Origin of the sequence: Hydrogenophaga sp. NH-16, from assembly GCF_004006415.1 — a bacterium.
Classification (GTDB): Bacteria; Pseudomonadota; Gammaproteobacteria; order Burkholderiales; family Burkholderiaceae_C; genus Hydrogenophaga; species Hydrogenophaga pseudoflava.
Map to the genome: position 1 here is coordinate 1,722,280 of NZ_CP029344.1, position 22,524 is coordinate 1,744,803.

The window sequence follows — 22,524 nt, forward strand, 5'->3', positions numbered from 1 at the left end:
AACCCATGGAGACCCTCCAGATGAAACTCAAACCTGTCCTGATTGCCGTGGCCGCCCTCGTGGCCCTGCCCGCCATGGCCCAGAGCCTGACCGTCGTCAACTTCGGCGGTGCCAACGGCGCCGCGCAGAAGAAGGCCTACATCGATCCGTTCGAAAAGACCGGCACCAAGGTCACCATGGTCGAATACAACGGCGAACAGGCCAAGATCAAGGCCATGGTCGAAGCCAAGAAGGTCACCTGGGACGTGGTGGAAGTCGAGAGCCCGGACCTGAGCCGCGGCTGCGATGAAGGCCTGTTCGAGAAGCTGGACTGGGCCAAGATCGGCAACAAGGCCGACTTCCAGAAAGCCGCCGTGCACGAGTGCGGCGTGGGCACCTTCGTGTGGTCCACCGTGATGGCCTACAACGGCGACAAGCTCAAGGACGCTCCCGTCACCTGGGCAGATTTCTGGGACACCAAGAAATTCCCGGGCAAGCGCGGCATGCGCAAGGGCGCCCGCTACAACCTCGAATTCGCCCTGATGGCCGACGGCGTCAAGCCCGCCGACGTCTACAAGGTGCTGGCCACCAAGGACGGTGCCGACCGCGCCTTCAAGAAGATGACCGAGCTCAAGCCGAACATCCAGTGGTGGGAAGCTGGCGCGCAGCCGCCCCAGTTCCTGGTCGCCGGTGACGTGGCCATGACCACCGCCTACAACGGCCGCATCGACGCCGCCCAGCGCGAAGGCAAGAACCTCAAGATCACCTGGACCGGCGGCATCTACGACCTGGACTACTGGGTCATGCCCAAGGGCACGCCCAACAAGGACGCCGCACTGAAGTTCATCGCGCTGGCCAGCTCGGCCGACACACAGGCCGAATACGCCAAGAACATCAGCTACGGCCCGACCAACACCAAGGCCCTGGGCAAACTCGACGCCAAAGTGCTGAGCCAGCTGCCCACGTCTGCGGCCAATGCCAAGGACGCGCTGCAGTTCAACGTGGGCTTCTGGGCCGACCAGGGTGAAGCCCTGGAGAAGCGCTTCTCGGCCTGGGCAGCGCAATGATGATGGCCGGCGGAACCCTGGACCTGGCCACGCAGCTGCGCCGCGCCGAGCGGCGCCGCAAACAGCGCGCGGTGGCGCTCACGCTGCCGCTGCTGGCGTTTCTGGTCGTTTTTTTCCTGGTTCCGCTGGCATCGCTGCTGGTGCGGGCGGTGGAGAACCCCGAGGTCGCCGACGCCCTGCCCCGCACGGGGCAGGCGCTGGCCGGCTGGGATCGACACAGCCCGCCCGACGCCGCCGCCTTCGCGGCGGTGATCGCCGACCTGTCGGCGATCGAGGACACCGCGCAGGCCGGCGTGCTGGCGCGGCGCCTCAACAGCGAAGTCCCTGGTGCACGTTCGCTGGTCATGGGCACCTACCGTGCCGTGCAATCCGAAGACTCGGGCTTCAAGGACCTCGCCTCCGAACAGGCCAAAGCCAAACTGATCGAGCAGGACGCGCGCTGGGAAGAGCTGCCCTACTGGCAGGCCATCGCCCAGAACAGCTCGCGCTGGACGCCCGACTACCTGCTGGCCGCGGTCGACCTCAAGCGCACGCCGCTGGGCGACATCGTGCGCGTGGCCGACGACGAGGCCGCCTTTTCCGACATCCTGGGCCGCACCTTCCAGATGAGCGCGGTCGTCACCTTCTTCTGCCTGCTGCTGGCCTACCCCCTGGCCTACTGGCTCTCCACCCTGCCCGAGCGCAAGGCCAACATCCTGCTGATCCTGGTGCTGCTGCCGTTCTGGACCTCGGTGCTGGTGCGCATCGCGGCCTGGATCGTGCTGCTGCAGAACAACGGCCTGGTCAACCGGTTCTTCATGTGGATCGGCCTGACCGACGCGCCGATTCCGCTGCTGTTCAACCGCGTGGGCGTGATCATCGCGATGGTCCACATCCTGCTGCCGTTTGCCATCCTGCCGCTCTACAGCGTCATGAAGTCGGTGCCGCCCAACTACCTGCGCGCCGCCATCTCGCTGGGCAGCGCGCCATTCGCCGCCTTCGTGCGCGTCTACCTGCCGCAGACCTACCCGGGCGTCGCCGCTGGCGGCCTGCTGGTCTTCATCACCAGCATCGGCTACTACGTGACCCCGGCCCTGCTGGGCGGCGCGGGCGACCAGATGCTGAGCTACTACGTCGCGCAGTACACCAACGTCGAAGTCAACTGGGGCATGGCCTGCGCGCTCGGCGGCGTGCTGCTGACCACCACGCTGATCCTGTATTCGATCTACCGCAAGGTCTCGAAAGCCGAGCTGAGCCTCGGCTGAGCGGGAGTCCAAGATGTTCAAACTGCCCGACTTCCCCGCCTACTACACCCTGTTCGACAAGCTCGGCTGGCTCGCCCTGCGCGCCGGTGGACTGGCCGTGCTGGCCTTCCTGCTGATGCCGGTGATCGTGATCATCCCGCTGTCCTTCAGCGATTCGTCCTTCCTCGCCTACCCCATCGAAGGCTGGTCGCTGCGCTGGTACCAGGAGATGTTCCACTCGGACGACTGGATCCGCGCCACCAAGAACAGCTTCATCGTCGCGCCACTCGCCACGCTGCTGGCGACCACCCTGGGCACCCTGGCCGCCATGGGCCTGGCCAACACGAAGTTCCTGGGCAAGGGTTTCATCACCGGCCTGCTGATCTCGCCCATGGTGGTGCCCATCGTCGTGGTCGGCGTCAGCGCCTACCTGTACTTCGCGCGCTGGGGCCTGAACGACTCCTACCTCGGTCTGGTGATCGTGCACGCCGCGCTGGGCGCGCCGTTTGTCGTGACCACCGTGCTGGCGACGCTGCAGAGCTTCAACCACAACCTGGTCAAGGCCAGCCTGAGCCTGGGCGCCAGCCCGCTGGAGACCTTCTTCCGCGTCACGCTGCCCGTCATCGCCCCGGGCGTGATCTCGGGCGCGCTGTTCGCCTTCGCCACCTCGTTCGACGAAGTCGTGGTGACCCTGTTCCTCGCCGGACCCGAGCAGGTCACGCTGCCGCGCCAGATGTTCACCGGCATCCGCGAGAACATCTCGCCCACCATCGCCGCCGTCGCCACGCTGCTGATCCTGTTCACGACCGCCTTGATGCTGACGCTGGAGTGGCTGCGCGGCCGCAGGAAATAACGGATGCCCTTCACCACCGACACCACCCTCGCCGGCCGCCACGTTCGCCTCGTTCCGCTGCGACCCGAGCACCACGACGACCTGGTCGAGGCGGTGCGCGACGGCGAACTCTGGAAGCTCTGGTACACCGCCATCCCCACGCCCGAGGGCATGGCGGCCGAGATCCAGCGCCGCCTGGGCCTGCAGAAGGCCGGCAGCATGCTGCCCTTCGCGGTGCTCAACCCGGAGGGCCAAGCGGTGGGCATGACCACCTACATGAACATCGACGCCGCCAACCGCCGCGTCGAGATCGGCTCCACCTGGTACCGCCAGGCGGTGCAGCGCACGCCGCTCAACACCGAGGCCAAGCGCCTGCTGCTGACCCACGCCTTCGAGACGCTGGGCTGCATCGCGGTGGAGTTCCGCACCCACTGGTTCAACCACGCCAGCCGCCGCGGCATCGAGCGCCTGGGTGCCAAGCTCGACGGTGTGCTGCGCAGCCACCAGATCAACAGACATCCGGAAGCACAAGGCGCGCTGCGCGACACCTGCGTCTACAGCATCGTGGCGCACGAGTGGCCGAGCGTGAAGGCCCACCTGGACTTTCAGCTGAGCAAGCCCCGCACCTGAAGACATGAGCGAACCCACCACCTTCAACCAGCCCCTCGGTGGCAATGAGATGCCGCGCTTCGGCGGCCTCGCCAGCATGATGCGGCTGCCCGTCGCGACCTCCGCCGTCGGCCTGAACGCAGGCTTCATCGGCGTCCCGCTGGACATCGGCACCAGCCACCGCCCGGGCGCCCGTTTCGGCCCGCGCCAGATCCGCGCCGAGTCCTGCCTGATCCGCCCCTACAACATGGCGACAGGGGCCGCGCCGTTCGACGCGCTGCAGGTGGCCGACCTGGGCGACGTGCCCATCAACACCTACAACCTGCTCAAGTCGGTCGACATCATCGAAGGCCACTACCGCCCGATCATCGACGCCGGCTGCATCCCGCTCACGCTGGGCGGCGACCACACCATCGCCCTGCCGATCCTGCGTGCCATGAAGGCCAGGCACGGTCCGGTGGCCCTGATCCACGTGGACGCGCACGCCGACGTCAACCCCGACATGTTCGGCGAGCGCATCGCGCACGGCACCCCGTTCCGCCGCGCCGTCGAGGAAGGCCTGCTGATCGGCGACAAGGTCTGGCAGATCGGCCTGCGCGGCAGCGGCTACTCGGCCGAAGACTTCGACTGGCCGCGCCAGCAGGGCTTCACCATCGTGCCGGCGCACGAGGTCTGGTGGCAGTCGCTGGCTCCGCTGATGGCCGACATCCGGGCCAAGATCGGCCCCGACACGCCCACCTACCTCAGCTTCGACATCGACGGCATCGACCCCGCCTACGCCGGTGGCACCGGCACGCCCGAGATTGGCGGCCTGAACGTGCCGCAGGCGCTGGAGATCGTGCGCGGCTGCCGCGGCCTGAACCTGGTCGGCTGCGACCTGGTCGAGGTCTCGCCCGCCTACGACACCAGCGGCAACACCGCGCTGCTGGGCGCCAACCTGCTGTTCGAGATGCTGTGCGTGCTGCCCGGCGTGGCGTACCGCTGAACCCATCTTTTGACCAGGAGCATCCGATGAGCAGACCGCAAGCCATCCCCACCGTCCAGATCGACAACGACCGCGTGATCGTCACCGAATGGCGCTTCCCGCCCGGCGCCGAAACCGGCTGGCACCGCCATGCGCACGACTACGTCGTCGTGCCGATGACCGGCGGGGAGCTGCTGCTGGAGACTCCGGAGGGCAACCGCACCTCGCCGCTGGTGCCGGGCCAGTCGTACACGCGCCAGGTCGGTGTGGAGCACAACGTCATCAACCCCACCGGACACGAGGTCGTGTTCGTGGAAATCGAAATGCGCTGACGCTACGTCCATGGCCCTTTACAGACCCCTCCTTCTTCTGGCCCTCACGGTCCCCGCGCTGGTCTCGGCCCAGTCCCAGCCCCTCGTGGTTGCCAACTTCGGCGGCGCCAACGGCAAGGCGCAGGAAGTGGCCTTCCTCAAGCCCTTCACCCAGGCCAGCAAGGTGCCGGCCAAGGGCGTCGAGTACGACGGCGACCTCGGCCCGGTGCGCAAGATGGTCCAGACCCGCAAGGTCGAATGGGACGTGGTCGAAGTCGAATCCTCCGAGCTGACCACCGGCTGCAAGGAAGGCCTGTTCGAACCCTTCGACAAGAGCAAGGTGCCGCACACCTCCATGTTGCTGGCCGGCAGCGTGCAGGAGTGCGGTGTCGGCGCCTTCGTGTGGTCCACGGTGATGGCCTACAACAGCGCCACGCTCAAGACCGCGCCACGCAACTGGGCCGATTTCTGGGACGTGAAGAAATTCCCGGGCAAGCGCGCCATGCGCAAGGGCGCGCGCTACAACCTCGAATTCGCGCTGATGGCCGACGGCGTTCACCGCCGCGACGTCTACAAGGTGTTGGACACCGAAGCCGGTCTGCAGCGCGCCCTGGCCAAGCTGCAGCAGCTCAAGCCCCACCTCGTCTGGTGGGAATCCGGCTCGCAGCCACCCAAGATGCTGGCCGCCGACGAGGTGGTGATGAGCACCGCCTACAACGGCCGCATTTCGGCGGCCGTGGCCGATGGCGCCACCCTGTCGACGGTGTGGACCGACGCCATCTACGACATCGACTACTGGGCCATCGTCAAGGGTTCGCCGCGTGCCGAACAGGCGCGCGCGTTCGTGAACTTCGCCACCACGGACGCGGCCCAGCTCGCGTTCTCGCGCGAAATCGCCTACGGCCCGACCCACTACAACGCCATCCTGCAGTACGACAACGGCCGCAAACGGGTCATCGACGACGCCCACCTGATCGACCTGTCGATGGCGCCCAGCGACCTGCCATCGGCGCCCGGCAACCTGCGCCGCTCGCTGGGCTTCAACCCGACCTTCTGGGTGGGCAATGGCGCGCAGCTTGAAAAGCGGTTCGCCGACGCGCTGAAATAGAGCATTCCACCCATTGCATTCAAGGAGACCCGCATGGACATGAAGACCTCCCCCCTGGCCCTGCTCAAGGACCCGACCCTGCTCAAGACCGACGGCCTGATCAACGGCGAGTGGGTGAAAGGCGCCAGCCGCTTCGACGTGCTCGACCCGGCCACGGGTCTGAAGCTGGCCGACGTCGCCAACCTCGGCCCGGCTGATGCCGAGCGTGCCATCGCCGCCGCCAACGCCGCCTGGGCCAGCTGGAAGAACAAGACCGCCAAGGAGCGCAGCATCATCCTGCGCAAGTGGTTCGACCTGCTGATGGCCAACCAGGACGACCTGGGTCGCCTGATGACCGCCGAGCAGGGCAAGCCGCTGGCCGAAGCCAAGGGCGAAGTCGCCTACGGCGCCAGCTTCGTCGAGTGGTTTGCCGAAGAAGCCAAGCGCGTCAACGGCGAGACCCTGCCGCAGTTCGACAACAACCGCCGCCTGATGGTGCTCAAGCAGCCGATCGGCGTCTGCGCGGCCATCACGCCCTGGAACTTCCCGCTGGCCATGATCACGCGCAAGGTCGCGCCCGCGCTGGCCGCCGGCTGCCCGGTGGTCATCAAGCCCGCCGAACTGACCCCGCTGACGGCCCTGGCCGCCGCCGAGCTGGCCATCCGCGCCGGCATCCCGGCCGGTGTGCTCAACATCCTCACCGCCGACGACCAGAACTCGATCGCCGTGGGCAAGGTGCTGTGCGCCTCCGACGTGGTGCGTCACATCAGCTTCACCGGCTCCACCGAAGTCGGCCGCATCCTGATGGCGCAGAGCGCTCCCACGGTCAAGAAGATGTCGCTGGAACTGGGCGGCAACGCGCCCTTCATCGTATTCGACGACGCCGATATCGACTCCGCCGTCGAAGGCGCGTTTGCCAGCAAGTACCGCAACGCCGGCCAGACCTGCGTCTGCTCCAACCGCCTGTACGTGCAGGAAGGCGTGTACGAGCAGTTCGTCGAGAAGTTCGCCGCCAAGGTGAAAACCGCCAAGGTCGGCAATGGCTTTGAAGATGGCGTGAACCAGGGCCCGCTGATCGAGGATGCCGCGCTGCAGAAGGTGGAACGCCACGTCGCCGACGCACAGGCCAAGGGCGGCCGTGTGCTGGTGGGTGGCAAGCGCCTGGACGGCCAGTTCTTCGAACCCACGGTGGTGGCCGATGCCACGGCCGACATGCTGTGCGCGCGCGAAGAGACCTTCGGCCCCTTCGCCCCGGTGTTCAAGTTCAAGACCGAGCAGGAAGCCATCGACGCGGCGAACAACACCGAGTTCGGCCTGGCCAGCTACTTCTACAGCCGCGACATCGGCCGCATCACCCGCGTGAGCGAAGCGCTGGAGTACGGCATGGTCGGCGTGAACGTCGGCATCCTGGCCACCGAGCACGTGCCCTTCGGTGGTGTCAAGCAGTCCGGCCTTGGCCGCGAGGGCTCGCACTACGGCATGGACGACTACGTCGAGATCAAGTATGTCTGCATCGGCGACGTGCTCAAGTGATCTGACCCCCGCCTACAGGATGCGTTGCTGCTGGCCGGTCTGGCCGATGGCAATGCGCCGGTAGGCGCAGCGCCCGACCTGGCGCAGGAACAGCGAGTTGGCGATCAGCCAGACCCGCACCGCCCGCGTCGCCTGGCCGCCCACGATGCGGCGGTAGTCTTCGTACAGGTCGCGGCGCTCGTCGAAGGCCTTGCCCAGGTCGGCCAGCCCGCTGCGCTGCACCACATGGGTCTCCACCGCGTCCCAGCCCGGCAGCGGACAGCGAAACACCTGGCCCACCGGCAGGCTGGAACTCCACATATACGTAATGTCCTGACCGTCGTCGAACTCCACCGCGATGGACAGGTAGTCGTGGGTCAGGATCTGGTCTTCGGGCAGGTGCGAGGGCAGGCGGTCCACCACCCAGCGCCAGTCCAGCGTGAGCCCCGGACGCAGCGGCTGGTCGGCCAGCGGGTACTGCAGGATGCCGACGTTCTTGTGCGTCTCACAGTCGATGCGCTGGTCGGGCCCCTCGGTGAAGATGCCGCCGTCGCCGAAGGCGAAGAAGTGCTGCCAGCCCGCCGGCATGAGCCGCGCCTGGCGCTGGCGCTGCAGCTCGGCGCGCACCAGGCCCTGCACATCGCCCTGGGCCGACAGGGCCAGCAGCCCGTCTTCGGCGCTGCCCTTCCAGACGATGGCCACGCCTTCGATGCGGCCCTCCCCCGCCAGGTACTGCGCCAGCGGCACCGCGAGATCGCCCTGTGGGTTGGCGAACTCACCCGCCGAACGCGCGATCTGCAGGCGCCCCGCCCGGTCCGCCGTCAGCGTGCCGGTGTTCTGCATGGTGTTCTGGATGGCGCTGCTGCCGCCGCTGCCCGCCACGCGGGCGAAAAACACGAAACCCGGCTCCAGCCAGCGGCCGTGTTCCTTGCTGAACCACCAGAGGCCGTTGAGGAAGAACGTGGCCTGCTGCCCGGCCTGCAGCTCGCCCAGCGCCTGGCTCCAGGGCAGGTTCGCCGGTGTCAAGGTGAAGGGCTCAATGCGGGCCACCGCGTCGACCCCGCGCGCCAGGTGCCGGACCTCCTGTGCCAGCTCGGCCGCCGGGCGGACGGCACCGGGCGCCGGCTGCGGGTTGTTGGCATGGGCCACGGCGCAGGGGCCGGCCAGCAGCGGCGCCGCGGCCAGGCCCTTGACCCACTGGCGACGGCTGGCGCTGGGCATGGCCGGGGTGGCGTGTTCACCCGCGTGGGTGTGGCCACAGCAATGGTCGTGTATGCCGTGGTTTTGGCCGTGGTCGAGGGGCGCGGCGGGAACGGTTGTCGAGAGGGTCACGGTGGTCTCCTGAAGGGGTGGCTGCCAGCCGGAGCGGATGCCGGCGGGCTGGAACCCATGCTAGGAAGCACCACGGCCGCTTCGGACACGGCGGGCGTTTTGCCCGACCCCGTCCGGGACAGCGTCCCGGGTCAGGCGCTGGCCGGGTCGCTGCTGCCCAACAGCTTGAACTGCAGCGCCTTGCGCGTGAGCTCGATGTCGCTGCGCGCGCCCAGCTTGGCCTTGAGCTGGTAGTGGCCGTTGCGCACGGTCTTGGGACTGATGTGCAGCGCCAGGCCGATGGCGTCCACGTCCAGCCCCTGCATCAGCAGCCGCAGGATGTCGAACTCGCGCGGCGTCAGTCCGGCGTGTTCGCCCTCGCCGTCCAGCAGCATGCCCGCCACCTCACCCGCGATGTCGGGGCTGAGCGCGCGCTGGCCGCGCGCCACCTGGTAGACGGCGTCGATCAGCACCTGCGGCGCGCTGCCTTTGGTCACGTAGCCGCGCGCGCCGGCCTTGAGCGCCTGCACGGCGTACAGCGGCTCGGCGTGCATGGAGAACACCAGCACCGCCGCCTCCGGGCTGTGGCGCAGCATCTGGGACAGCAGACGCAGGCCGCTGCCCGCGCCCAGGCTCAGGTCCAGCAGGGTCACCTCGGGCTCGTGCGTCTTGAACTGTTCGTAGCCCTCTTCGGCCGTGCCCGCTTCCGCCACGATGCGAAGGTCCTGCCGCCGCTCCAGCAGGCGGCGGTAGCCCTCGCGCACGATGGCGTGGTCGTCAATGATCAGCAGGCGCAGCATGGTGTCCTTCATGAACCGGCAGGTGGATGCGCAGGCGCAGGCCGTGCGGATCGGCCACTTCCAGTGCCAGCGTGCCGCCCAGCGCCTGCACCCGTTCGCGCATGCCCAGCAGGCCCTGGCCGCCGCTGTCCGGCAGCGAAGGCGGCTGAGCCAGCGGGCCATTGTCCTGCACCCGCAGGTGCAGGCCGTCGGCGCGTTCGCTCAACACCACCTCGATCTGCGAGGCCTGACCGTGGCGCACCGCATTGGTCAGCCCTTCCTGCACCAGGCGGAACACGCTGACCGACAGCGTGTCGTCCCAGCGGTCAAGGTCGCCGTCGATCTGCAGGCTGTACCCGCAGCGCCCGGCGTCGCGGCGCCGCCAGCTGTCCACCAGCTGCTGCAGGCAGGCGGTGAGCCCGAAGGCCTCCAGCCCCGGCGGCCTCAGCTGCTGCACGATGTGGCGCACCGCGGTCACCATGCCCTCGCAGGTGCGCGTGAGCGCGTCGGCGCTGGGCAGCAGCGCAGGCACCGACTCGCGCGCCACCTCCTCCACGAACGCGACCTCGGCCCGGATCGACGTCAGCGACTGGCCCAGTTCGTCGTGCAGTTCGCGCGCCAGGTGGCGCCGCTCCTCCTCGCGCACCGTCAGCAGCCGGTCGGCCAGTTGCCGCTGCGCGCCCACCGTGTCCTGCAGCCGGTCGGCCATGCGGTTGAACTGGGCGCCAATGCGCTGCAGCTCGCGGGGGCCCGCGGGCGGCATGCGGGCCGACAGGTCGCCCGCCTCGAGACGCTGCAAGGTGGCCAGCATGGCCCTGGTGGGCCTGAGCGCGCGCCGCGCCGCCAGATAGGCCAGTGCCGCCACCGCCAGCACGCCCGCCGCGCTCACCAGGGTCTGCCACCAGTGCTGCCACAGCAGGGCCGATTGCGCCGGCCAGTGCGGCGCCAGGGCCAGTTCGCCGACGCGGGTGCCGGGGTAGCGCACCAGCGGCAGCAGCGCGCCCACCTCTTCTCCGGCCGTGGCCCGCAGCAGCGACTCCACCCCACCGGGATGCGCCCCCGCCGTGCCCAGGCAGCGCTGGTCCACCGCCAGGCCGTGGATGTTGCGCACGGTCAGGCAGAACGGCACCAGCTCGCCCAGCCCGACCAGGTTCTGCAGCTCCTCGCCCGCGAGCGTGGCCTGGAACACGCCGGGCTCGGCTCCCAGTTCGTTCAGCCGCAGGCGTTCGATGGTCCGCGCCAGGCGCTGCAGCTGCGGGTCGACCGCCGAGGCCACACGCCACAGGCTCCAGCCACCCGAGGCCAGCAGCAGCAGCGCCGCCCCCGCCAGCAGCCAGGCGCCCAGGCGGCGCTGCAGGCGGTAGCCGGGGACGGGGAACAGGACAGAAGCGTGCTCAGCGGGCATGGGCCCGATTGTCGGGCCCGGCCTCCAGCCGGGCGAGGGCCTCGCGCGCCTCGTCCAGGCCCTCCTGCGCTGCGCGCTGCAGCCAGTGGCGCGCCTGCGCCGGATCGGCCGGCACGCCCTGACCCTGCGCCAGCACCATGCCGTAGTGGTAGCGCGCCAGCGTTGCGTAGCCCGAGGTGTCGGGGTGCTCGGCGCCCTGGCGCAGCAGTTGCGCCGCGCGCGCCAGGTCCCTGGGCACACCATGACCGTTCTCCAGCAGATGCGCCAGCCAGATGATCGAGTACGGGTCGTTCCAGCGGCTGATGCAGTCCTCGAAGATGCGCACCGCCGCCGCGTGGTCGCCGGTCTTGTCTGCGGCGTAGCCGTAGAGGCACTTGATGCGCTTGTCGCTGTTCACGAACGCGCCGTAGCTCATGTCGTTGCCCGAGTCGTCGCGCGACACCGCGGCGGCCGGCGAGGCTGCGGGCGTGTCCCGGAAGCGCTGGCCGTCGGGTCGCAGCCAGGCGCCGTGGTGACCCAGGCGCAGGAACTCCTGCGCATCGGCCTGCCCTTCCCGGGCCAGGTCTTCAAACAGGCGGCGTGCGGCTGTTCGGTCGGGTGCCACACCCAGGCCGAAATGCAGCGCCGTCGCGTAGTGCAGCCGGGCCAGCCGGGCATAGCCCTCGTTGTCGCTGTCCATGGCCAGGCGCAGGAACTCCACCACCCGTTCGGGGCGCTTGGGCACGCCGTAGCCGAGGTCGAAGTACTGCGAGAGGCGGATCAGTCCGCCCGCATGGCGCCGCTTCACGCAGTCGGCCATGATCTGGAGCGCGGTGTCGAAATCGCCGCATTTCTCCAGTTCGAACAGCGCGGTGGAGAAATGGCCGGTGCTGTACTCGCAACTGGCGGGGATCTCGATCTGCGCCGCCTCGATCTCCTCGGCCGTCGGGTGGGGGCCGCGGCAGAGCTGATTGCTGGCGCGCAGCCCACCCGCGCGTTCGGCCAGCCGCTGCACCCACGCCGCAGCCTGGACCTGCGCCCCGGCGGCCGTGGCGGACCAGCGCAGGCGCGTGCCGCCGGTGCGGGTGTCCCAGTCCACATCCAGGTGAAGGTCGGACCCGTCTAGAGCTTCCGGCCGCAGGCGGGCTTCGTAGCGCGCGCCGTCCAGCACCAGCACCTCGGCGTGGTCCGCGCCGCGGTCGGCCAGCGCCTGCTGCACCGCCCGCCAGACCCGCTCCGGCGGCATGGGCAGCAGTTGTTCACCGGAGGTGCCGTCGGCGGCCCAGGCCGAAGGTGCCGCGAGAGCGGTGAGAAACAGGGCGGTGGTCACAAACCTGCGCATGAGGGCTCCTTCGTGTCGTGGGCTCCCGGGCTTGGGAGTGGCGCGATGCTAGGAAGGAACGCAGGGATTGTGGGCGGCCGGAGGCACACAGGGCACGCCGCCCGGGCGGCGGCGGGCAAAATGCCCGGTCGACCGGCGAGGCCCGGGCCGGCACCGCTACAATCGCCACACCATTGCGGGTGTAGTTCAATGGTAGAACGGCAGCTTCCCAAGCTTCATACGAGGGTTCGATTCCCTTCACCCGCTCCACTGCATCTTTCTGCGGAGGTCCGCTGAAATCCAAGGGAGTCTGCAAGTCGTTGTCACGCAACGGTTTTCTCTCTCTTTGATGTTCTGCTGTCATCCACGGAAATCCGCCTGAAGCCAGGACTTTTATGTCCATGATTGTGTCCATTTTTGCGGGCACGACCGCTTCCGGATTGTTTGTAGAGGCGCGCAGGTGATGTGACCAGCATCGAGTTCCTGACTCACGTTCAGGAGCTAGAAGCATGGCACTTTCCGACCTGGCCGTTCGACGCGCCAAAGCCACCGGCAAGGACTACACCCTCCCCGACACGTTGGGCCTCTCCCTCGCTGTTGCAGCGACGGGAGGCAAGACCTGGCACTTCCGCTACTACTGGCTCAAGGAGCCCAAGCGGATGTCGTTCGGCACCTATCCCGAGGTATCGCTGCTCGAAGCCCGCGCGCTGCGCGACGAGGCGCGCGCCTTGGTGGCCAAGAGCATCAACCCCCGTGTTCACCGCAAGCAGAAGCGCGCCGCGGTCAAGCTCGCCGGCGAGCACACCTTCGAGGTCATCTACAGGAAGTGGTTTGCCCATCGTGCGCTCAGCCTCAAGAAGGGCCGGCAGACCACGCACTCCATCCTCCCGCGCGTCTTCGACAAGGATGTACTGCCCTACCTGGGCAAGCGCTCGATCTACGAGATCAAGCGCTCCGACCTCTTGGACGTGATCGCCAAGATCGAGAAGCGCAAGGCGCTCTCCGTCGCCGAGAAGGTCAGGACGTGGTTGAACCACTTGTTTCGCTACGCGCTGGTGATCGTGCCGGGGCTGGAGCAAAACCCGGCGTCCGACCTCGATGTGGTCGCCGTGCCGTTGCCGCCGGTGAACCACAACCCGTTCCTGCGCATGGAGGATCTGCCGAAACTGTTGCAGCGGCTGCGCAAGTACCGCGGCAGGCTGCGCACCCAGCTTGGATTGCGGCTGCTGTGCCTGACCGGCGTGCGCACGGGCGAGTTGCGGCTGGCGACGCCCGATCAGTTCGACCTCGACAAGGGGTTGTGGATCATCCCGCCCGACGTCGTGAAACAGTTGCAGGTGGACATGCGCAGGAAGCGCCAGCGGCCGCAGGACATTCCACCGTACATCGTGCCGCTGTCGGTGCAGGCCATCGAGATCGTCCGGCACATGCTGGAGGAGTTCAAGCCGGCCCAGCGCTATCTGCTCCGGCACGACAACGACCTGAAGAAGCGCATGAGCGAGAACACCCTCAACGGTGCGCTCAAGCGCATGGGCTACCGTGACCTGCTGACCGGGCACGGCATCCGGGCCACGATGTCCACCGCGCTCAACGAGTTCGGCTATCCGAAAGCCTGGGTGGACGCGCAACTCTCCCACGTCGATCCCAACAAGGTCAGCAGCACGTACAACCACGCCGAGTACGTGGAGCAGCGCCGCCGCATGATGCAGGATTGGGCCGACCGCCTCGACCTCTTTGAGCAGAACATGGTCGAAGCGGCGAGCATGCCGCTCACCATTCACCTGGAAGGCGTGCCCGCCATCGGGGGCGATCCCGCTGACAGCGCACCGCCCAGGGCGGCGACGACGCCGATCCTGCTCGTGACCAAGCCTGGCGATGCGATGCCGCTGGTGTCAGCTGCGGCGCAGCGGCTGCCGGCGGTCACGGCGCCGCGCTCGGTGATGGAGCAGCCACTGTCCGACGTTCAACGCAAGCGGATGGAACTCGTCGATGTTTTCGAGTCGCCGCACAACCTTCCGGTCGTCGAGTTCGCCAAGATGGCGGGCAAGTCGCGCCGGTGGATCAGCTACGAGATCAAGGCGGGCAACCTGCTGGCACTGAACCTGGGAAACCGCGGCCAGCGGGTGCCGGACTGGCACCTCGACCCGCTCAAACACGAGCTGGTCCAGTCCGTCATGAAGCTGAGCCGGGGCGCGGACCCTTGGCAGATTTACCACGCGCTGCTGCAGCCGCGTGCGATGCTGCGCGGCCGCTCGGCCCTGGAGGGCGCCACCGCCAACAATCTCGACAAGATCATCATGGCCGTGGTCACGAGCGTGAAGGCAAGCGAGTGGGATCAGGAGAAGGTGGTGGGGTTCGCATAGCAGCCTTGCGCTGCGCCCCTCATCAGGACACGGAACGGGCGCGGCGCGCGAATCGCTCCTGGGGCTCGGTCAAGGACGTGCAGGGACGCAGCAGATAGGCCATCACGATGGCCGGTGAGCCGGCCAGCGGCCGCGCGGCGATGCCTCGGCACAGGTAGCTGGCCAGCCTTGCGGCAGGCGCAAAGGCAATGCCGTAGCCCGCTGCAACGAGCGTCATGGCCATGTCGAAGGTGCTGACCACCTGCTCGCGGCCCTGCAGCTCGTCCTCGAACAGGCGCTGCGCCACCGCGCGCCACGGCTCGTCGGCCGTTGACTGCGCGCAGATCAACGGCTGCTTGAGCAGTTCTTGGCGAGGCACTTCACGGTAGGACAGCAGGTGCGAGCGCTTGGCGACGGCGACCGCCAGCGTGTCATGCCACAACGGTTCGCACACCCAGCCCGGCCACTCCCAGGCGGCTGTGGACAGGGCTAGGTCAAAGTTATCGTGCGGCAGTTCCTGCGCCTGCGCCGTGGCACTGCATCCGATCAAAGCAGTGGCGGTTTCTGGCTCTTCGGCGCGCTGTAACGCCAGCAAGTCGGCAAGCGGTGAAGGCACCCACTCGCCGAGCACAGCCACCCGGATTTCAGTGGAGGCATCGCTCGATTTCACGTCCAGTTCCCCCAGGCAGTGAACTCGCGACGACCGATGAAGTCGCTTCTCGTGAGTTAAGTTTAACGTGGTTTATATCGTGTCAATCCTCGACGCTTTTGGCAATGCAAAAGCGTTCGATTCAGAGAGGCCGGCCCACCGGCACAACAACCTACGAAGCGGAACCAGCCATCGCGTTTGGGGCCTCCGTGCGCGAAGAAAGAACCAGTCAAGGCATCGCCCAGGAAACGCTGGCCCATCTGTCAGGAATCGAGCGTTCGCACATGGGAAAGATCGAGCGTGGAGAGCATGTCCCCACGCTCCCCCTCATTCTCAAAATCGCCCGTGCGCTGAAATGCAGTTCTGCCCACTTGATGGCGCTGACTGAAGCCAAGCTGGCAGAGACGGCTACGCCCAAGTCCGCGGACTGAAGCCGGCCCGCGCCGTGGCCCCTTGTCTACCCCTGTTCGTTGTCGTTCTTATTACCGGCGGCTGAATTTTCGCGCTTTACGGCCTCGGTGAGGAGGCGCAGGTATGGATTGTCCGGAGGCATTTCCTGGAACAGCGCTTCGGGAGCGCTCAACAGGTAGCCGTGCAGTCGCCTGGATTTGCGCGGCCCCGTGACTTCGCAGGTCCAGATATTCAACCCGCTGGCTTGCTTGCGGTGCAGGCTCAGTTTCTCAAAACGCTTCTGCACCCACTGCCATCCCTCCAGGTTCTCCGGTTTCGCCAGTGCGGCAATTTGCAGATGTTCTTGCGCATACCGCTGGAAGACGCCGGGGCTCACCAGGTAGGCCGTTCCCGCGACGCTATGCACCAGGGCTTTGGCGTCGTTGATGATGAGCTTGTGCGTCTGGATGCCCTGACGCAGCCAGGCCATGAAATGCTCGCCGGAAGGCTCCGGCCGATCCCGAGATGGCGCGGGGCTCACCTGCGGCAGCACCGTAGGCGACGGTGGCGAGGCCGGCTCGGGGTCGCTCGGGGGCTCCGGCGCTACGGGTGGGGCCGTGTCACTCAGCAGATCGAGCAACGCAGCCACGCCGTTGTCGGCGGGCACGGGCGCGGTCGGCGCGGTGCTCGGTGGCACGGTATCGGCGCTTTCCAGGCCCGGCGCTTCGGCTGCCGGTGCCTGTGGCGTCGGCACCCCTTGTTCCGCGTCGGCCTGTACGCGACCCGCGAACGGTGCCGGCCGGTCTGCCGCATCCCAGACCATGGCCGGAGACAGCTTCAAAAAGGTGAAGCTGTGCGACCAGCCGGCATCGCTGGTGACGGTGGCCTTCCAGATCGCCTTGCCGTCTGGCGTGGCCAAGGCGATACCGTGATCCTGCAGCACGTTGAACACCGCCGTGTTGTTGGCCGGGATGCCGTCGATGCCCTGAGACAGCAGATGCGCGCGCAGTTTGTCCGAGACGGTCTTGCTCACCAGCCAGAGCGCGTCCTGGGTCAGCCAGCCATCCGAGGCCTGGGGCTGGTTCAGCTTGAACTCTTCCTTCAGGAGGTAGCGCAGGCCATCGAGCAGCTTGCGCTGCAATGCGTGCCGGGGTGCTGCCAGGGCCTTGCTGGGATCGCCGCCGAGTTCCTGGGCGACCGATGCCTGGTCCGCTTGCACGACCAGTTCGCCGAGCATGCCGGCGTGCTCGTACTGGCCGGCCAGCACGTACAGCAGCGCGGCCCAGAGGTCGGGATAGCCGGCGAGCCAGTCGAAGATGCCGGGATCGAGCAGCCGGGCGTAGAGCAGCCCGGTGGCGGCGCTGTGCAGCCGATATTCGCGCTCCCTGCGGTAGCGGAAGCGGTACGGCCGCCGCAGCGGGCCGTGCCAGGGGTGCCAGACCGTGCCGTCCGCGTACTCGACGTGCAGGTCGACCGCGATCTTGCCGATGTCGTGCAACAGCGCCGCGTAGGCGGTGCCGGCCGTCCAGGCCTCGGCCTGGGCGGCTTGCGCCTCCGGCGTGGCGCCGGCGGGCAGCAGATGCGACTGCCGCAGCTTGAGCGCGTAGGCGACGATCTCCAGGCCGTGGTCCAGCATGCCGCCCGGATAGGCGTGGTGATGGGCCTCCGACGCGGGAAATTGCTGGACCAGCTCGGCGTAGCGTTCCAGCGGGGCGAGGTATAGCGTGGCGAACTGCCGGCGCGAGAGCGAGGTGCGCTGCCAGATGTGTTCCAGCAGCTTCTGCCGGCGGGGTGTCGCCAGCAGCAATGCGGCCGGCTCCGGCCGCATCAGCCCTTTGCCGGGCTCGGCGGAAGGTTTGGGCGTCGGCGCACTGGCGGCGGGCGGCACCCGTTTGCGTTGGAACAGCGAGAGCATGGCGAACCCCGGACGGCGGGCCGGTCGGGAGAGCCTTTTGGCCTTTTCGGGTAGGGCCTTTCCCCTTGGCCCCATTCCCTTGCCCCTTCCCCAGCCCTTTGGCCTTTACGGAAACCTTTGGATATAGGGCAACGACGCCTGCCAGACCACAACCAATGCGGGTTTGGCCCAAGTCGGATTGATACGGGAAGGCTGGCTGTGCCGCCCCTACGATGGAGCCGTTTCATCGACCGGACGGAGCACCATGCACACCCAGATTGACAAGGTAAGGAAATTTCCTTACCATTCAGGCGTTGCCATCAGGAGTGCCGCCATGCCCGAAATCCACGAAGTCGCGACGCTGACCTCCAAGGGTCAGATCACGCTGCCCAAGTCCATCCGGCAGGCGCTGGGCGTGGACACCGGCGGCAAAGTGGCGTTCGACCTGCGCGGCGGCGAAGTCGTCGTAACCCGCGCCGACGCCGACCATGAAGACCCGGCCATCGGCGCTTTCCTGGGGCTGCTGGAAGCGGACATCCGGGCCGGGCGACACGTCCAGTCCCTGCCGGACGATCTGGCGCGGGCCATGCTGGCCAACGCGCACCACCCGGTGAACCTCGATGAAGACATCGAAGGCGAAGTGGCGCTCTGATGCAGCGGCACGGCTGGACGCTCCTGTTCCACGAGGGCGTGATCGAGCAGTTGCGCAAGCTGCACGCGGCCGCGGAACGGGCCGAACAGAACGACCCGCAGGGGTTCGAGAGCAACGCCAACGTCAAGCTGTTCCGGGCGTTGAGCCAGTTGATCATGGATGCCGTGCCGAGCGATCCCGCGCGCGACGAATTCCGCCAGGGCAACACCTTGGGGCCGGCCTACCGGCACTGGCGGCGCGCGAAGATCGGTCGGCGGTTCCGACTGTTCTTCCGCTACGACTCCAAGGCCAAGGCGATCGTGTTCGCCTGGGTCAACGACGAGCAGACCTTGCGGTCGACGGGCAGCAAGTCCGACCCCTATGCGGTGTTCGAGAAGATGTTGGGCCGCGGCAACCCGCCGGACGATTGGGCGGCGCTGGTGGCCGCAAGCAAGGCCGACTGGCGAGCAACGGACAAAGGCTAGGCCGCGGTTGAAGAACTGCACAGGATTCAATCGCGATATGGACAGGGATCACAGCCACACGACAGGATGAACATGAGGTAGCCACCATGAAGACCGCCGCACAGACCACCTTCGCAGAACGCCTCGGCCGGACACTGGGCCGGGCGTGGCGAAGCTGCGCGCGTCTGGATCGGCGGGCGCAGGGCTGGCTGCTCGCGCGGGGATGGGCGCCTGGCATTGCCAAGGCCGCGCTGCTGGCCGTCAAGCTCGCTGCGATCGGTGTCCTGCTCTACACCGCGTTCTGGCTGGCGCTGTTGCTTGCGTTCGCGCTGGTCGGCGCCTGGGTAGTCCGCAACGACGATGGGAGCTACGACGAGGAACACAAGCCGGAATGGCGATACGGCCCTGCCGGGTACGGCCTCTACACCCATGATGACTACCGGATCGACCCCCACGATCCAGAAGACGAGCAAGCCTAGAGGCGTTACTTCGCTGCTTTCATAGCGACACCCGCACCCCTGCCGCCAGCGGCTTGGGCGTCCCTGGTTCCTGCCGCCAGCCCTTGAATTGCCGTTCCCGCGCGCACGCCCACCCAGCCCAGCGCAGCCACCCAGAAGGTAGGCAGCACGATGAACATCGTCGCCATGACGAAGTTCAGCAGCATGTCGCCGAAGGCGTTGTTCAGGCCGATCAGCGGATCGAAGTTGCTGTGCGGCCGGTTCGCGCCGAACCCCCAGCCGTAGAGCGCGTCGAGGATCGTGCTGTCGAGCCAGCGCGCGAGCTGGAACCAGAAGTCCACGAAGAACAGCGCGAACTGCACGCAGCTCACGGCGACCAGCGCCTTCAGCTCGTAGGTGCCGAAGACCAGCACCAGCGGGATGCAGATCACCAGCGCCATCTTGAGCAGCGACAGCACCATCGGCAGCGCTTGGCGCACCACGTCCATCGCCGGGAAGAAGCCCAGCGAGCCCATGGTCAGCCCCAGGTCGCCGGCGCCACGCGTCACGACGTTGGGCAGCGTCTTCTCGATCTGGCCGCCGTAGTCCGTATAGACCGAGCCCTGGTTCATCTTCTGCTGCCGCGGAGAGACCACGGCGCGGATCACCGAGTCGTTCACCTCGCCCTGCGACAGGAAGCCCGCCCAGCGGCCGATGCGCGTCAGCAGGTCGGGATCGACCTGGGCCAGCAGGCGCGCGCGCAGGCCGCTGCCGCCATCTGACCACCACTGCCGGCACGTGGGGTAGCCCCCGCCGCTATCCACCTGGGCCAGCCCCGCATCGCGCGTCGCGTCGTAGGGCCAGGCCGTGCGCGGCGTGTTGGAGTGGTAGGTGTCGTAGAAGCCCGCGTTGTTCAGGAAGTAGCTCGAACCGATCCAGGTCACGTCGTTCATCTGCTCGTCGGAGAGCGTGGGCCGAGACATGAACAGCTTGGCACGCGAGGGGCCGTAGCAGTCATGCACGAAGTCGCCAACCTCCTGGGCCAGCACCGGGTCATTGATGCGCGTGGCATCCACGTCCATGCGCATCTGACGCAGATCCGTCCCGCAGGGGATCGCCGCCACAGCGCCGCCCGTCACCGCCTTCGAGATAGCGTGCATGAAGAACCACCACACCGGCACCAGCGCACTCTGGTTGTTGAGCGTGGTGTAGGCGTTCGACCAGCCCGTGTCGGTGGGCTGCGGGACGCTGACCTGACATTGCGCGGAGCGCGTCGTGTCGAACTTGATGGTGCTGAGGTCGACCGGAATGAAGGGGATGCCGGCGAACAGGATGACGACGATCGCCACCCACACGCGGTTCTCGATGCGCATCGAGGACAGCACCCCCTTGTTGCCCTCGTCCGCGCCTTCGGCCCGCGCGCGCAGCCATTCCTGCACCACCATGACCACGAACGGCAGCGCGAACACGCCGCTGGCCACGAGGATGTTCCAGATGCCGTTGCTGACGATCCACCCGACCAGGGTCAGGTAATACTCCAGGTAGTCCGTTGTGTTGAGCGTCATGGCGTTCTCCGGGGCTCAGCCATTGCGCAGTAGCTGGCTGCCTTCGAGCAGCACGAGGGTGGCGACGGCCGCGATCTCGACGCGCAGCAGGCGCTGATGGGTCTCGGCCGACGGCTCACGTTCGCGCAGGCGCCGACGCATCCACCACCAGCCGTAGGCCGTCGCTGCGTAGAGCAGTAGCCGCCAGACGAGGAAGTGGCCCGAGTGCTCGCGCAGCCATTGCTCCCAGCCGTCGATGCTGCCGACGACATGGAGGCCGACGACGTTCACACCGACCGCGATGCCCGCCACCAGCAGCACCCACAGCAGCACGATGCCGACGCGGCGGCCGAGCAGCCATGCCGGCCGCAGCCAGGCCCGGCTGGTCATGGCCCGCTCCGCGGCTTCTGCACTTCCTTGAGCCGGTCGCGCGTCGTGTCGCCCTCGAAGATGCCGCGCGAGCCCGCAGCGCGAGTGCCGTGGCGCTGCACGATCGCCATCGCCGAATTGGCGGCCAGCGTGCGCCGCAGCTCCAGCTCGGTCTTGAGGTTGTTGATCTCCTGCTCCAGCGCCGTGTTCTCCTGATCGACCGCCTTCACAGCCAGCTCGTTGGCGGCGACGTTCGGCTCCTTCTTGCCGGTCAGCAGCGTGCGCTGCAACAGCAGGGCCTTCTCCAGCACGCTCGACAGCGCGGCCTCGGACGCCAGGCGCTTGCCCAGCAGGTCTTGATCGGGCTCGTCGCGCAGCGCCTCGATCACGCCGCGCGTGATCGGCAGCGAGTTGCTGCCGGCCGCTTCGAGGTTCGCCACCGTCGTCGGCTTCGCGCCCGTCACCAGCTCCTGCAGTGCCTGCAGCTTGGTCTCGTACTCTTCCTGGATTACCGGCGTGAGGCCGACGCCGGGCGTCGTCTGCGTCTTGGTGCAGGTCTCGCAGGTGCGTTGCTCGCGCTCGCCGAGCACGCGGGTTGCGAAGTCGGCGGCGGCCTGCGGCGAGGACCAGGTTTGGCAGGTCAGCCGGTTGCCGCAGGAGGCGCGCGGGATGGACGACGTGTCCATAACGCCGCGGCTGTTGAGCAGGTTGTAGCCGGCGCGGGTCACGTCGCCGACCACCTTGATCGAGCCCTGGCCCGAACCGCCCGCGTTGCCGCCGCCCACCCAGGGCACGCCGTTGTTGCCTTTGTTCGATTCGGCCTGCTCGACGGCGGACACCGCATCGGTGCTGCTCACCGCATCGCGCAGCGCGAAGCCTTCGGCGAGCTGATCCCACCCGGCCTGGCCGCCGGCCATGTCCGCCATCCGGTTGGCCATCGCCTTGCACGTCAACTTGCTGCGGTCGAAATCGAGCCGCGCCTGCAGCACGCCGTTGGTCAGCAGGTTGTAGAGGCCCGGATCGGCGCGCTGGATGATCAGCGCCGGCAGCGAGGCGACGGCGCTGGTCGCGCTCTGGATCACGTTGCTCATGATCTGTTGAAAGCCATTGGTGATGCCGTTCAACTGGTTCTGCAGCGTCGTCGTGATGCTCATGTCGCCGCAGATCAGGTTGCTGTTCCAGCCGATGCCCACGCCGATGCTCTGCATGTTCCCGGCGCCGCCCATGGACACGGCGCGGCCGCCGCCGATGCTGTAGAGCACGTCGTCGCCGATGACGCTGCCGCTCACGCCGACGCCGGTGGGGGTGATGCGGGTCTGCGCCCAGGCGACGCCTGCTGCTGCCGTGACGGCGCAGGCGAGCGCGATGCTGAGCGCGTAGGGCCTGGCGCGCTGTGCGAAACGGGAGAGAGACGCTTTCATGGGA

Annotated in this window: 22 protein-coding genes and 1 tRNA gene; 14 read left to right on the plus strand and 9 right to left on the minus strand. The window is 67.6% G+C overall.

All coding sequences use genetic code 11. The features are described 5' to 3' along the window. The first annotated feature begins 20 nt into the window (after positions 1 to 20). The 8 genes from DD542_RS08355 to DD542_RS08390 are packed head-to-tail and all read left to right on the plus strand — an operon-like array spanning position 21 to position 7,605. Complete coding sequence (locus DD542_RS08355) at positions 21 to 1,046, plus strand: ABC transporter substrate-binding protein (RefSeq protein ID WP_066158314.1); 1,026 nt, start codon at positions 21 to 23, stop codon at positions 1,044 to 1,046. Positions 1,047 to 1,048: 2 nt separating this feature from the next. Next, on the plus strand, positions 1,049 to 2,290 hold the full coding sequence (locus tag DD542_RS08360) for an ABC transporter permease (RefSeq protein WP_241559725.1): 1,242 nt from the start codon (positions 1,049 to 1,051) through the stop codon (positions 2,288 to 2,290). 13 nt (positions 2,291 to 2,303) lie between these two features. Beyond that, complete coding sequence (locus DD542_RS08365; RefSeq protein WP_127805021.1) at positions 2,304 to 3,122, plus strand: ABC transporter permease; 819 nt, start codon at positions 2,304 to 2,306, stop codon at positions 3,120 to 3,122. A 3-nt stretch (positions 3,123 to 3,125) separates the two neighbouring features. Next, the gene (locus DD542_RS08370) at positions 3,126 to 3,731 is read left to right on the plus strand and encodes a GNAT family protein (protein ID WP_066158310.1); all 606 of its coding nucleotides are present in this window, start codon (positions 3,126 to 3,128) and stop codon (positions 3,729 to 3,731) included. A 4-nt stretch (positions 3,732 to 3,735) separates the two neighbouring features. Then, positions 3,736 to 4,695: an agmatinase gene (gene speB, locus DD542_RS08375; RefSeq protein WP_127805023.1), complete on the plus strand. Its 960-nt coding sequence runs from the start codon at positions 3,736 to 3,738 to the stop codon at positions 4,693 to 4,695. A 26-nt stretch (positions 4,696 to 4,721) separates the two neighbouring features. Then, positions 4,722 to 5,006 carry a cupin domain-containing protein gene (locus DD542_RS08380; protein WP_066158306.1) on the plus strand — a complete coding sequence of 95 codons (285 nt, stop codon included), beginning with the start codon at positions 4,722 to 4,724 and terminating at the stop codon, positions 5,004 to 5,006. A 10-nt stretch (positions 5,007 to 5,016) separates the two neighbouring features. Beyond that, the gene (locus DD542_RS08385) at positions 5,017 to 6,093 is read left to right on the plus strand and encodes an ABC transporter substrate-binding protein (RefSeq protein WP_127805025.1); all 1,077 of its coding nucleotides are present in this window, start codon (positions 5,017 to 5,019) and stop codon (positions 6,091 to 6,093) included. A 33-nt stretch (positions 6,094 to 6,126) separates the two neighbouring features. Further along, positions 6,127 to 7,605: an NAD-dependent succinate-semialdehyde dehydrogenase gene (locus DD542_RS08390; RefSeq protein ID WP_127805027.1), complete on the plus strand. Its 1,479-nt coding sequence runs from the start codon at positions 6,127 to 6,129 to the stop codon at positions 7,603 to 7,605. A gap of 12 nt (positions 7,606 to 7,617) precedes the next feature. Here DD542_RS08390 and DD542_RS08395 read toward each other — a convergent pair whose 3' ends face one another. From DD542_RS08395 to DD542_RS23920, 4 genes are all read right to left on the minus strand, one after another. After that, a complete protein-coding gene (locus DD542_RS08395; protein WP_206610783.1) occupies positions 7,618 to 8,916 on the minus strand; it encodes a DUF3047 domain-containing protein in 1,299 nt (432 codons plus the stop codon). Between the two features lie 131 nt (positions 8,917 to 9,047). Then, positions 9,048 to 9,707, minus strand: a complete 660-nt coding sequence (locus DD542_RS08400; protein WP_241559726.1) for a response regulator transcription factor — start codon at positions 9,705 to 9,707, stop codon at positions 9,048 to 9,050. After that, complete coding sequence (locus DD542_RS08405; RefSeq protein WP_127805029.1) at positions 9,673 to 11,079, minus strand: sensor histidine kinase; 1,407 nt, start codon at positions 11,077 to 11,079, stop codon at positions 9,673 to 9,675. Before DD542_RS08405 ends, DD542_RS08400 begins: the two co-directional genes overlap by 35 nt. Beyond that, complete coding sequence (locus tag DD542_RS23920; protein ID WP_241559727.1) at positions 11,069 to 12,400, minus strand: tetratricopeptide repeat protein; 1,332 nt, start codon at positions 12,398 to 12,400, stop codon at positions 11,069 to 11,071. The genes DD542_RS08405 and DD542_RS23920 overlap by 11 nt, the downstream gene beginning before the upstream one ends. Before the next feature lie 175 nt (positions 12,401 to 12,575). Between DD542_RS23920 and DD542_RS08415 the strand changes: the two genes are divergently transcribed. Continuing rightward, a tRNA-Gly gene (locus DD542_RS08415) sits at positions 12,576 to 12,649 on the plus strand. 239 nt (positions 12,650 to 12,888) lie between these two features. Continuing rightward, on the plus strand, positions 12,889 to 14,742 hold the full coding sequence (locus tag DD542_RS08420; protein WP_127805031.1) for an integrase arm-type DNA-binding domain-containing protein: 1,854 nt from the start codon (positions 12,889 to 12,891) through the stop codon (positions 14,740 to 14,742). A 22-nt stretch (positions 14,743 to 14,764) separates the two neighbouring features. On the opposite strand, the gene DD542_RS08425 is transcribed toward DD542_RS08420, so the two are convergent. Further along, positions 14,765 to 15,391: a substrate-binding domain-containing protein gene (locus tag DD542_RS08425; protein ID WP_127805033.1), complete on the minus strand. Its 627-nt coding sequence runs from the start codon at positions 15,389 to 15,391 to the stop codon at positions 14,765 to 14,767. Between the two features lie 104 nt (positions 15,392 to 15,495). Between DD542_RS08425 and DD542_RS08430 the strand changes: the two genes are divergently transcribed. After that, on the plus strand, positions 15,496 to 15,801 hold the full coding sequence (locus DD542_RS08430; RefSeq protein WP_127805035.1) for a helix-turn-helix transcriptional regulator: 306 nt from the start codon (positions 15,496 to 15,498) through the stop codon (positions 15,799 to 15,801). A 26-nt stretch (positions 15,802 to 15,827) separates the two neighbouring features. Here the strand turns inward: DD542_RS08430 and mobH are convergent, their stop codons facing one another. Then, entirely contained in the window at positions 15,828 to 17,675 is a 1,848-nt protein-coding gene (gene mobH, locus DD542_RS08435; RefSeq protein ID WP_127805038.1) for a MobH family relaxase, read from the minus strand. Positions 17,676 to 17,988: 313 nt separating this feature from the next. Between mobH and DD542_RS08440 the strand changes: the two genes are divergently transcribed. The 3 genes from DD542_RS08440 (at position 17,989) to DD542_RS08450 (ending at position 19,228) form a co-directional block, all read left to right on the plus strand. After that, complete coding sequence (locus tag DD542_RS08440; protein ID WP_127805040.1) at positions 17,989 to 18,306, plus strand: type II toxin-antitoxin system PrlF family antitoxin; 318 nt, start codon at positions 17,989 to 17,991, stop codon at positions 18,304 to 18,306. Next, on the plus strand, positions 18,306 to 18,770 hold the full coding sequence (locus DD542_RS08445) for a type II toxin-antitoxin system YhaV family toxin (protein ID WP_127805042.1): 465 nt from the start codon (positions 18,306 to 18,308) through the stop codon (positions 18,768 to 18,770). Before DD542_RS08440 ends, DD542_RS08445 begins: the two co-directional genes overlap by 1 nt. 86 nt (positions 18,771 to 18,856) lie before the next feature. Next, positions 18,857 to 19,228, plus strand: coding sequence for a DUF3742 family protein (locus DD542_RS08450; protein ID WP_006411717.1), 372 nt, complete (start codon positions 18,857 to 18,859; stop codon positions 19,226 to 19,228). Positions 19,229 to 19,233: 5 nt separating this feature from the next. On the opposite strand, the gene DD542_RS08455 is transcribed toward DD542_RS08450, so the two are convergent. Genes DD542_RS08455 through DD542_RS08465 form a run of 3 tightly spaced genes read right to left on the minus strand, consistent with a single transcriptional unit; the run spans position 19,234 to position 22,520 of the window. Then, positions 19,234 to 20,751 carry a conjugal transfer protein TraG N-terminal domain-containing protein gene (locus tag DD542_RS08455; protein ID WP_127805044.1) on the minus strand — a complete coding sequence of 506 codons (1,518 nt, stop codon included), beginning with the start codon at positions 20,749 to 20,751 and terminating at the stop codon, positions 19,234 to 19,236. Between the two features lie 15 nt (positions 20,752 to 20,766). Further along, positions 20,767 to 21,120, minus strand: a complete 354-nt coding sequence (locus tag DD542_RS08460; protein WP_006411722.1) for a hypothetical protein — start codon at positions 21,118 to 21,120, stop codon at positions 20,767 to 20,769. Continuing rightward, positions 21,117 to 22,520, minus strand: coding sequence for an integrating conjugative element protein (locus DD542_RS08465; RefSeq protein ID WP_006411707.1), 1,404 nt, complete (start codon positions 22,518 to 22,520; stop codon positions 21,117 to 21,119). The genes DD542_RS08460 and DD542_RS08465 overlap by 4 nt, the downstream gene beginning before the upstream one ends. Between the last annotated feature and the right edge of the window lie 4 nt (positions 22,521 to 22,524).

What these genes read in the sequence shown, in the direction of transcription:
- DD542_RS08385 (WP_127805025.1), top strand. Translation starts at nt 5,017, where the DNA reads ATGGCCCTTTACAGACCCCTCCTTCTTCTGGCCCTCACGGTCCCCGCG.
- DD542_RS08450 (WP_006411717.1), top strand. Translation starts at nt 18,857, where the DNA reads ATGAAGACCGCCGCACAGACCACCTTCGCAGAACGCCTCGGCCGGACA.
- DD542_RS08465 (WP_006411707.1), bottom strand. Translation starts at nt 22,520, where the DNA reads ATGAAAGCGTCTCTCTCCCGTTTCGCACAGCGCGCCAGGCCCTACGCG.
- DD542_RS08400 (WP_241559726.1), bottom strand. Translation starts at nt 9,707, where the DNA reads ATGAAGGACACCATGCTGCGCCTGCTGATCATTGACGACCACGCCATC.
- DD542_RS08440 (WP_127805040.1), top strand. Translation starts at nt 17,989, where the DNA reads ATGCCCGAAATCCACGAAGTCGCGACGCTGACCTCCAAGGGTCAGATC.
- DD542_RS08445 (WP_127805042.1), top strand. Translation starts at nt 18,306, where the DNA reads ATGCAGCGGCACGGCTGGACGCTCCTGTTCCACGAGGGCGTGATCGAG.
- DD542_RS08390 (WP_127805027.1), top strand. Translation starts at nt 6,127, where the DNA reads ATGGACATGAAGACCTCCCCCCTGGCCCTGCTCAAGGACCCGACCCTG.
- DD542_RS08430 (WP_127805035.1), top strand. Translation starts at nt 15,496, where the DNA reads ATGCAAAAGCGTTCGATTCAGAGAGGCCGGCCCACCGGCACAACAACC.
- DD542_RS08355 (WP_066158314.1), top strand. Translation starts at nt 21, where the DNA reads ATGAAACTCAAACCTGTCCTGATTGCCGTGGCCGCCCTCGTGGCCCTG.
- mobH (WP_127805038.1), bottom strand. Translation starts at nt 17,675, where the DNA reads ATGCTCTCGCTGTTCCAACGCAAACGGGTGCCGCCCGCCGCCAGTGCG.
- DD542_RS08460 (WP_006411722.1), bottom strand. Translation starts at nt 21,120, where the DNA reads ATGACCAGCCGGGCCTGGCTGCGGCCGGCATGGCTGCTCGGCCGCCGC.
- DD542_RS08370 (WP_066158310.1), top strand. Translation starts at nt 3,126, where the DNA reads ATGCCCTTCACCACCGACACCACCCTCGCCGGCCGCCACGTTCGCCTC.
- DD542_RS08455 (WP_127805044.1), bottom strand. Translation starts at nt 20,751, where the DNA reads ATGACGCTCAACACAACGGACTACCTGGAGTATTACCTGACCCTGGTC.
- DD542_RS08380 (WP_066158306.1), top strand. Translation starts at nt 4,722, where the DNA reads ATGAGCAGACCGCAAGCCATCCCCACCGTCCAGATCGACAACGACCGC.
- DD542_RS23920 (WP_241559727.1), bottom strand. Translation starts at nt 12,400, where the DNA reads ATGCGCAGGTTTGTGACCACCGCCCTGTTTCTCACCGCTCTCGCGGCA.
- speB (WP_127805023.1), top strand. Translation starts at nt 3,736, where the DNA reads ATGAGCGAACCCACCACCTTCAACCAGCCCCTCGGTGGCAATGAGATG.
- DD542_RS08360 (WP_241559725.1), top strand. Translation starts at nt 1,049, where the DNA reads ATGGCCGGCGGAACCCTGGACCTGGCCACGCAGCTGCGCCGCGCCGAG.
- DD542_RS08365 (WP_127805021.1), top strand. Translation starts at nt 2,304, where the DNA reads ATGTTCAAACTGCCCGACTTCCCCGCCTACTACACCCTGTTCGACAAG.
- DD542_RS08420 (WP_127805031.1), top strand. Translation starts at nt 12,889, where the DNA reads ATGGCACTTTCCGACCTGGCCGTTCGACGCGCCAAAGCCACCGGCAAG.
- DD542_RS08405 (WP_127805029.1), bottom strand. Translation starts at nt 11,079, where the DNA reads ATGCCCGCTGAGCACGCTTCTGTCCTGTTCCCCGTCCCCGGCTACCGC.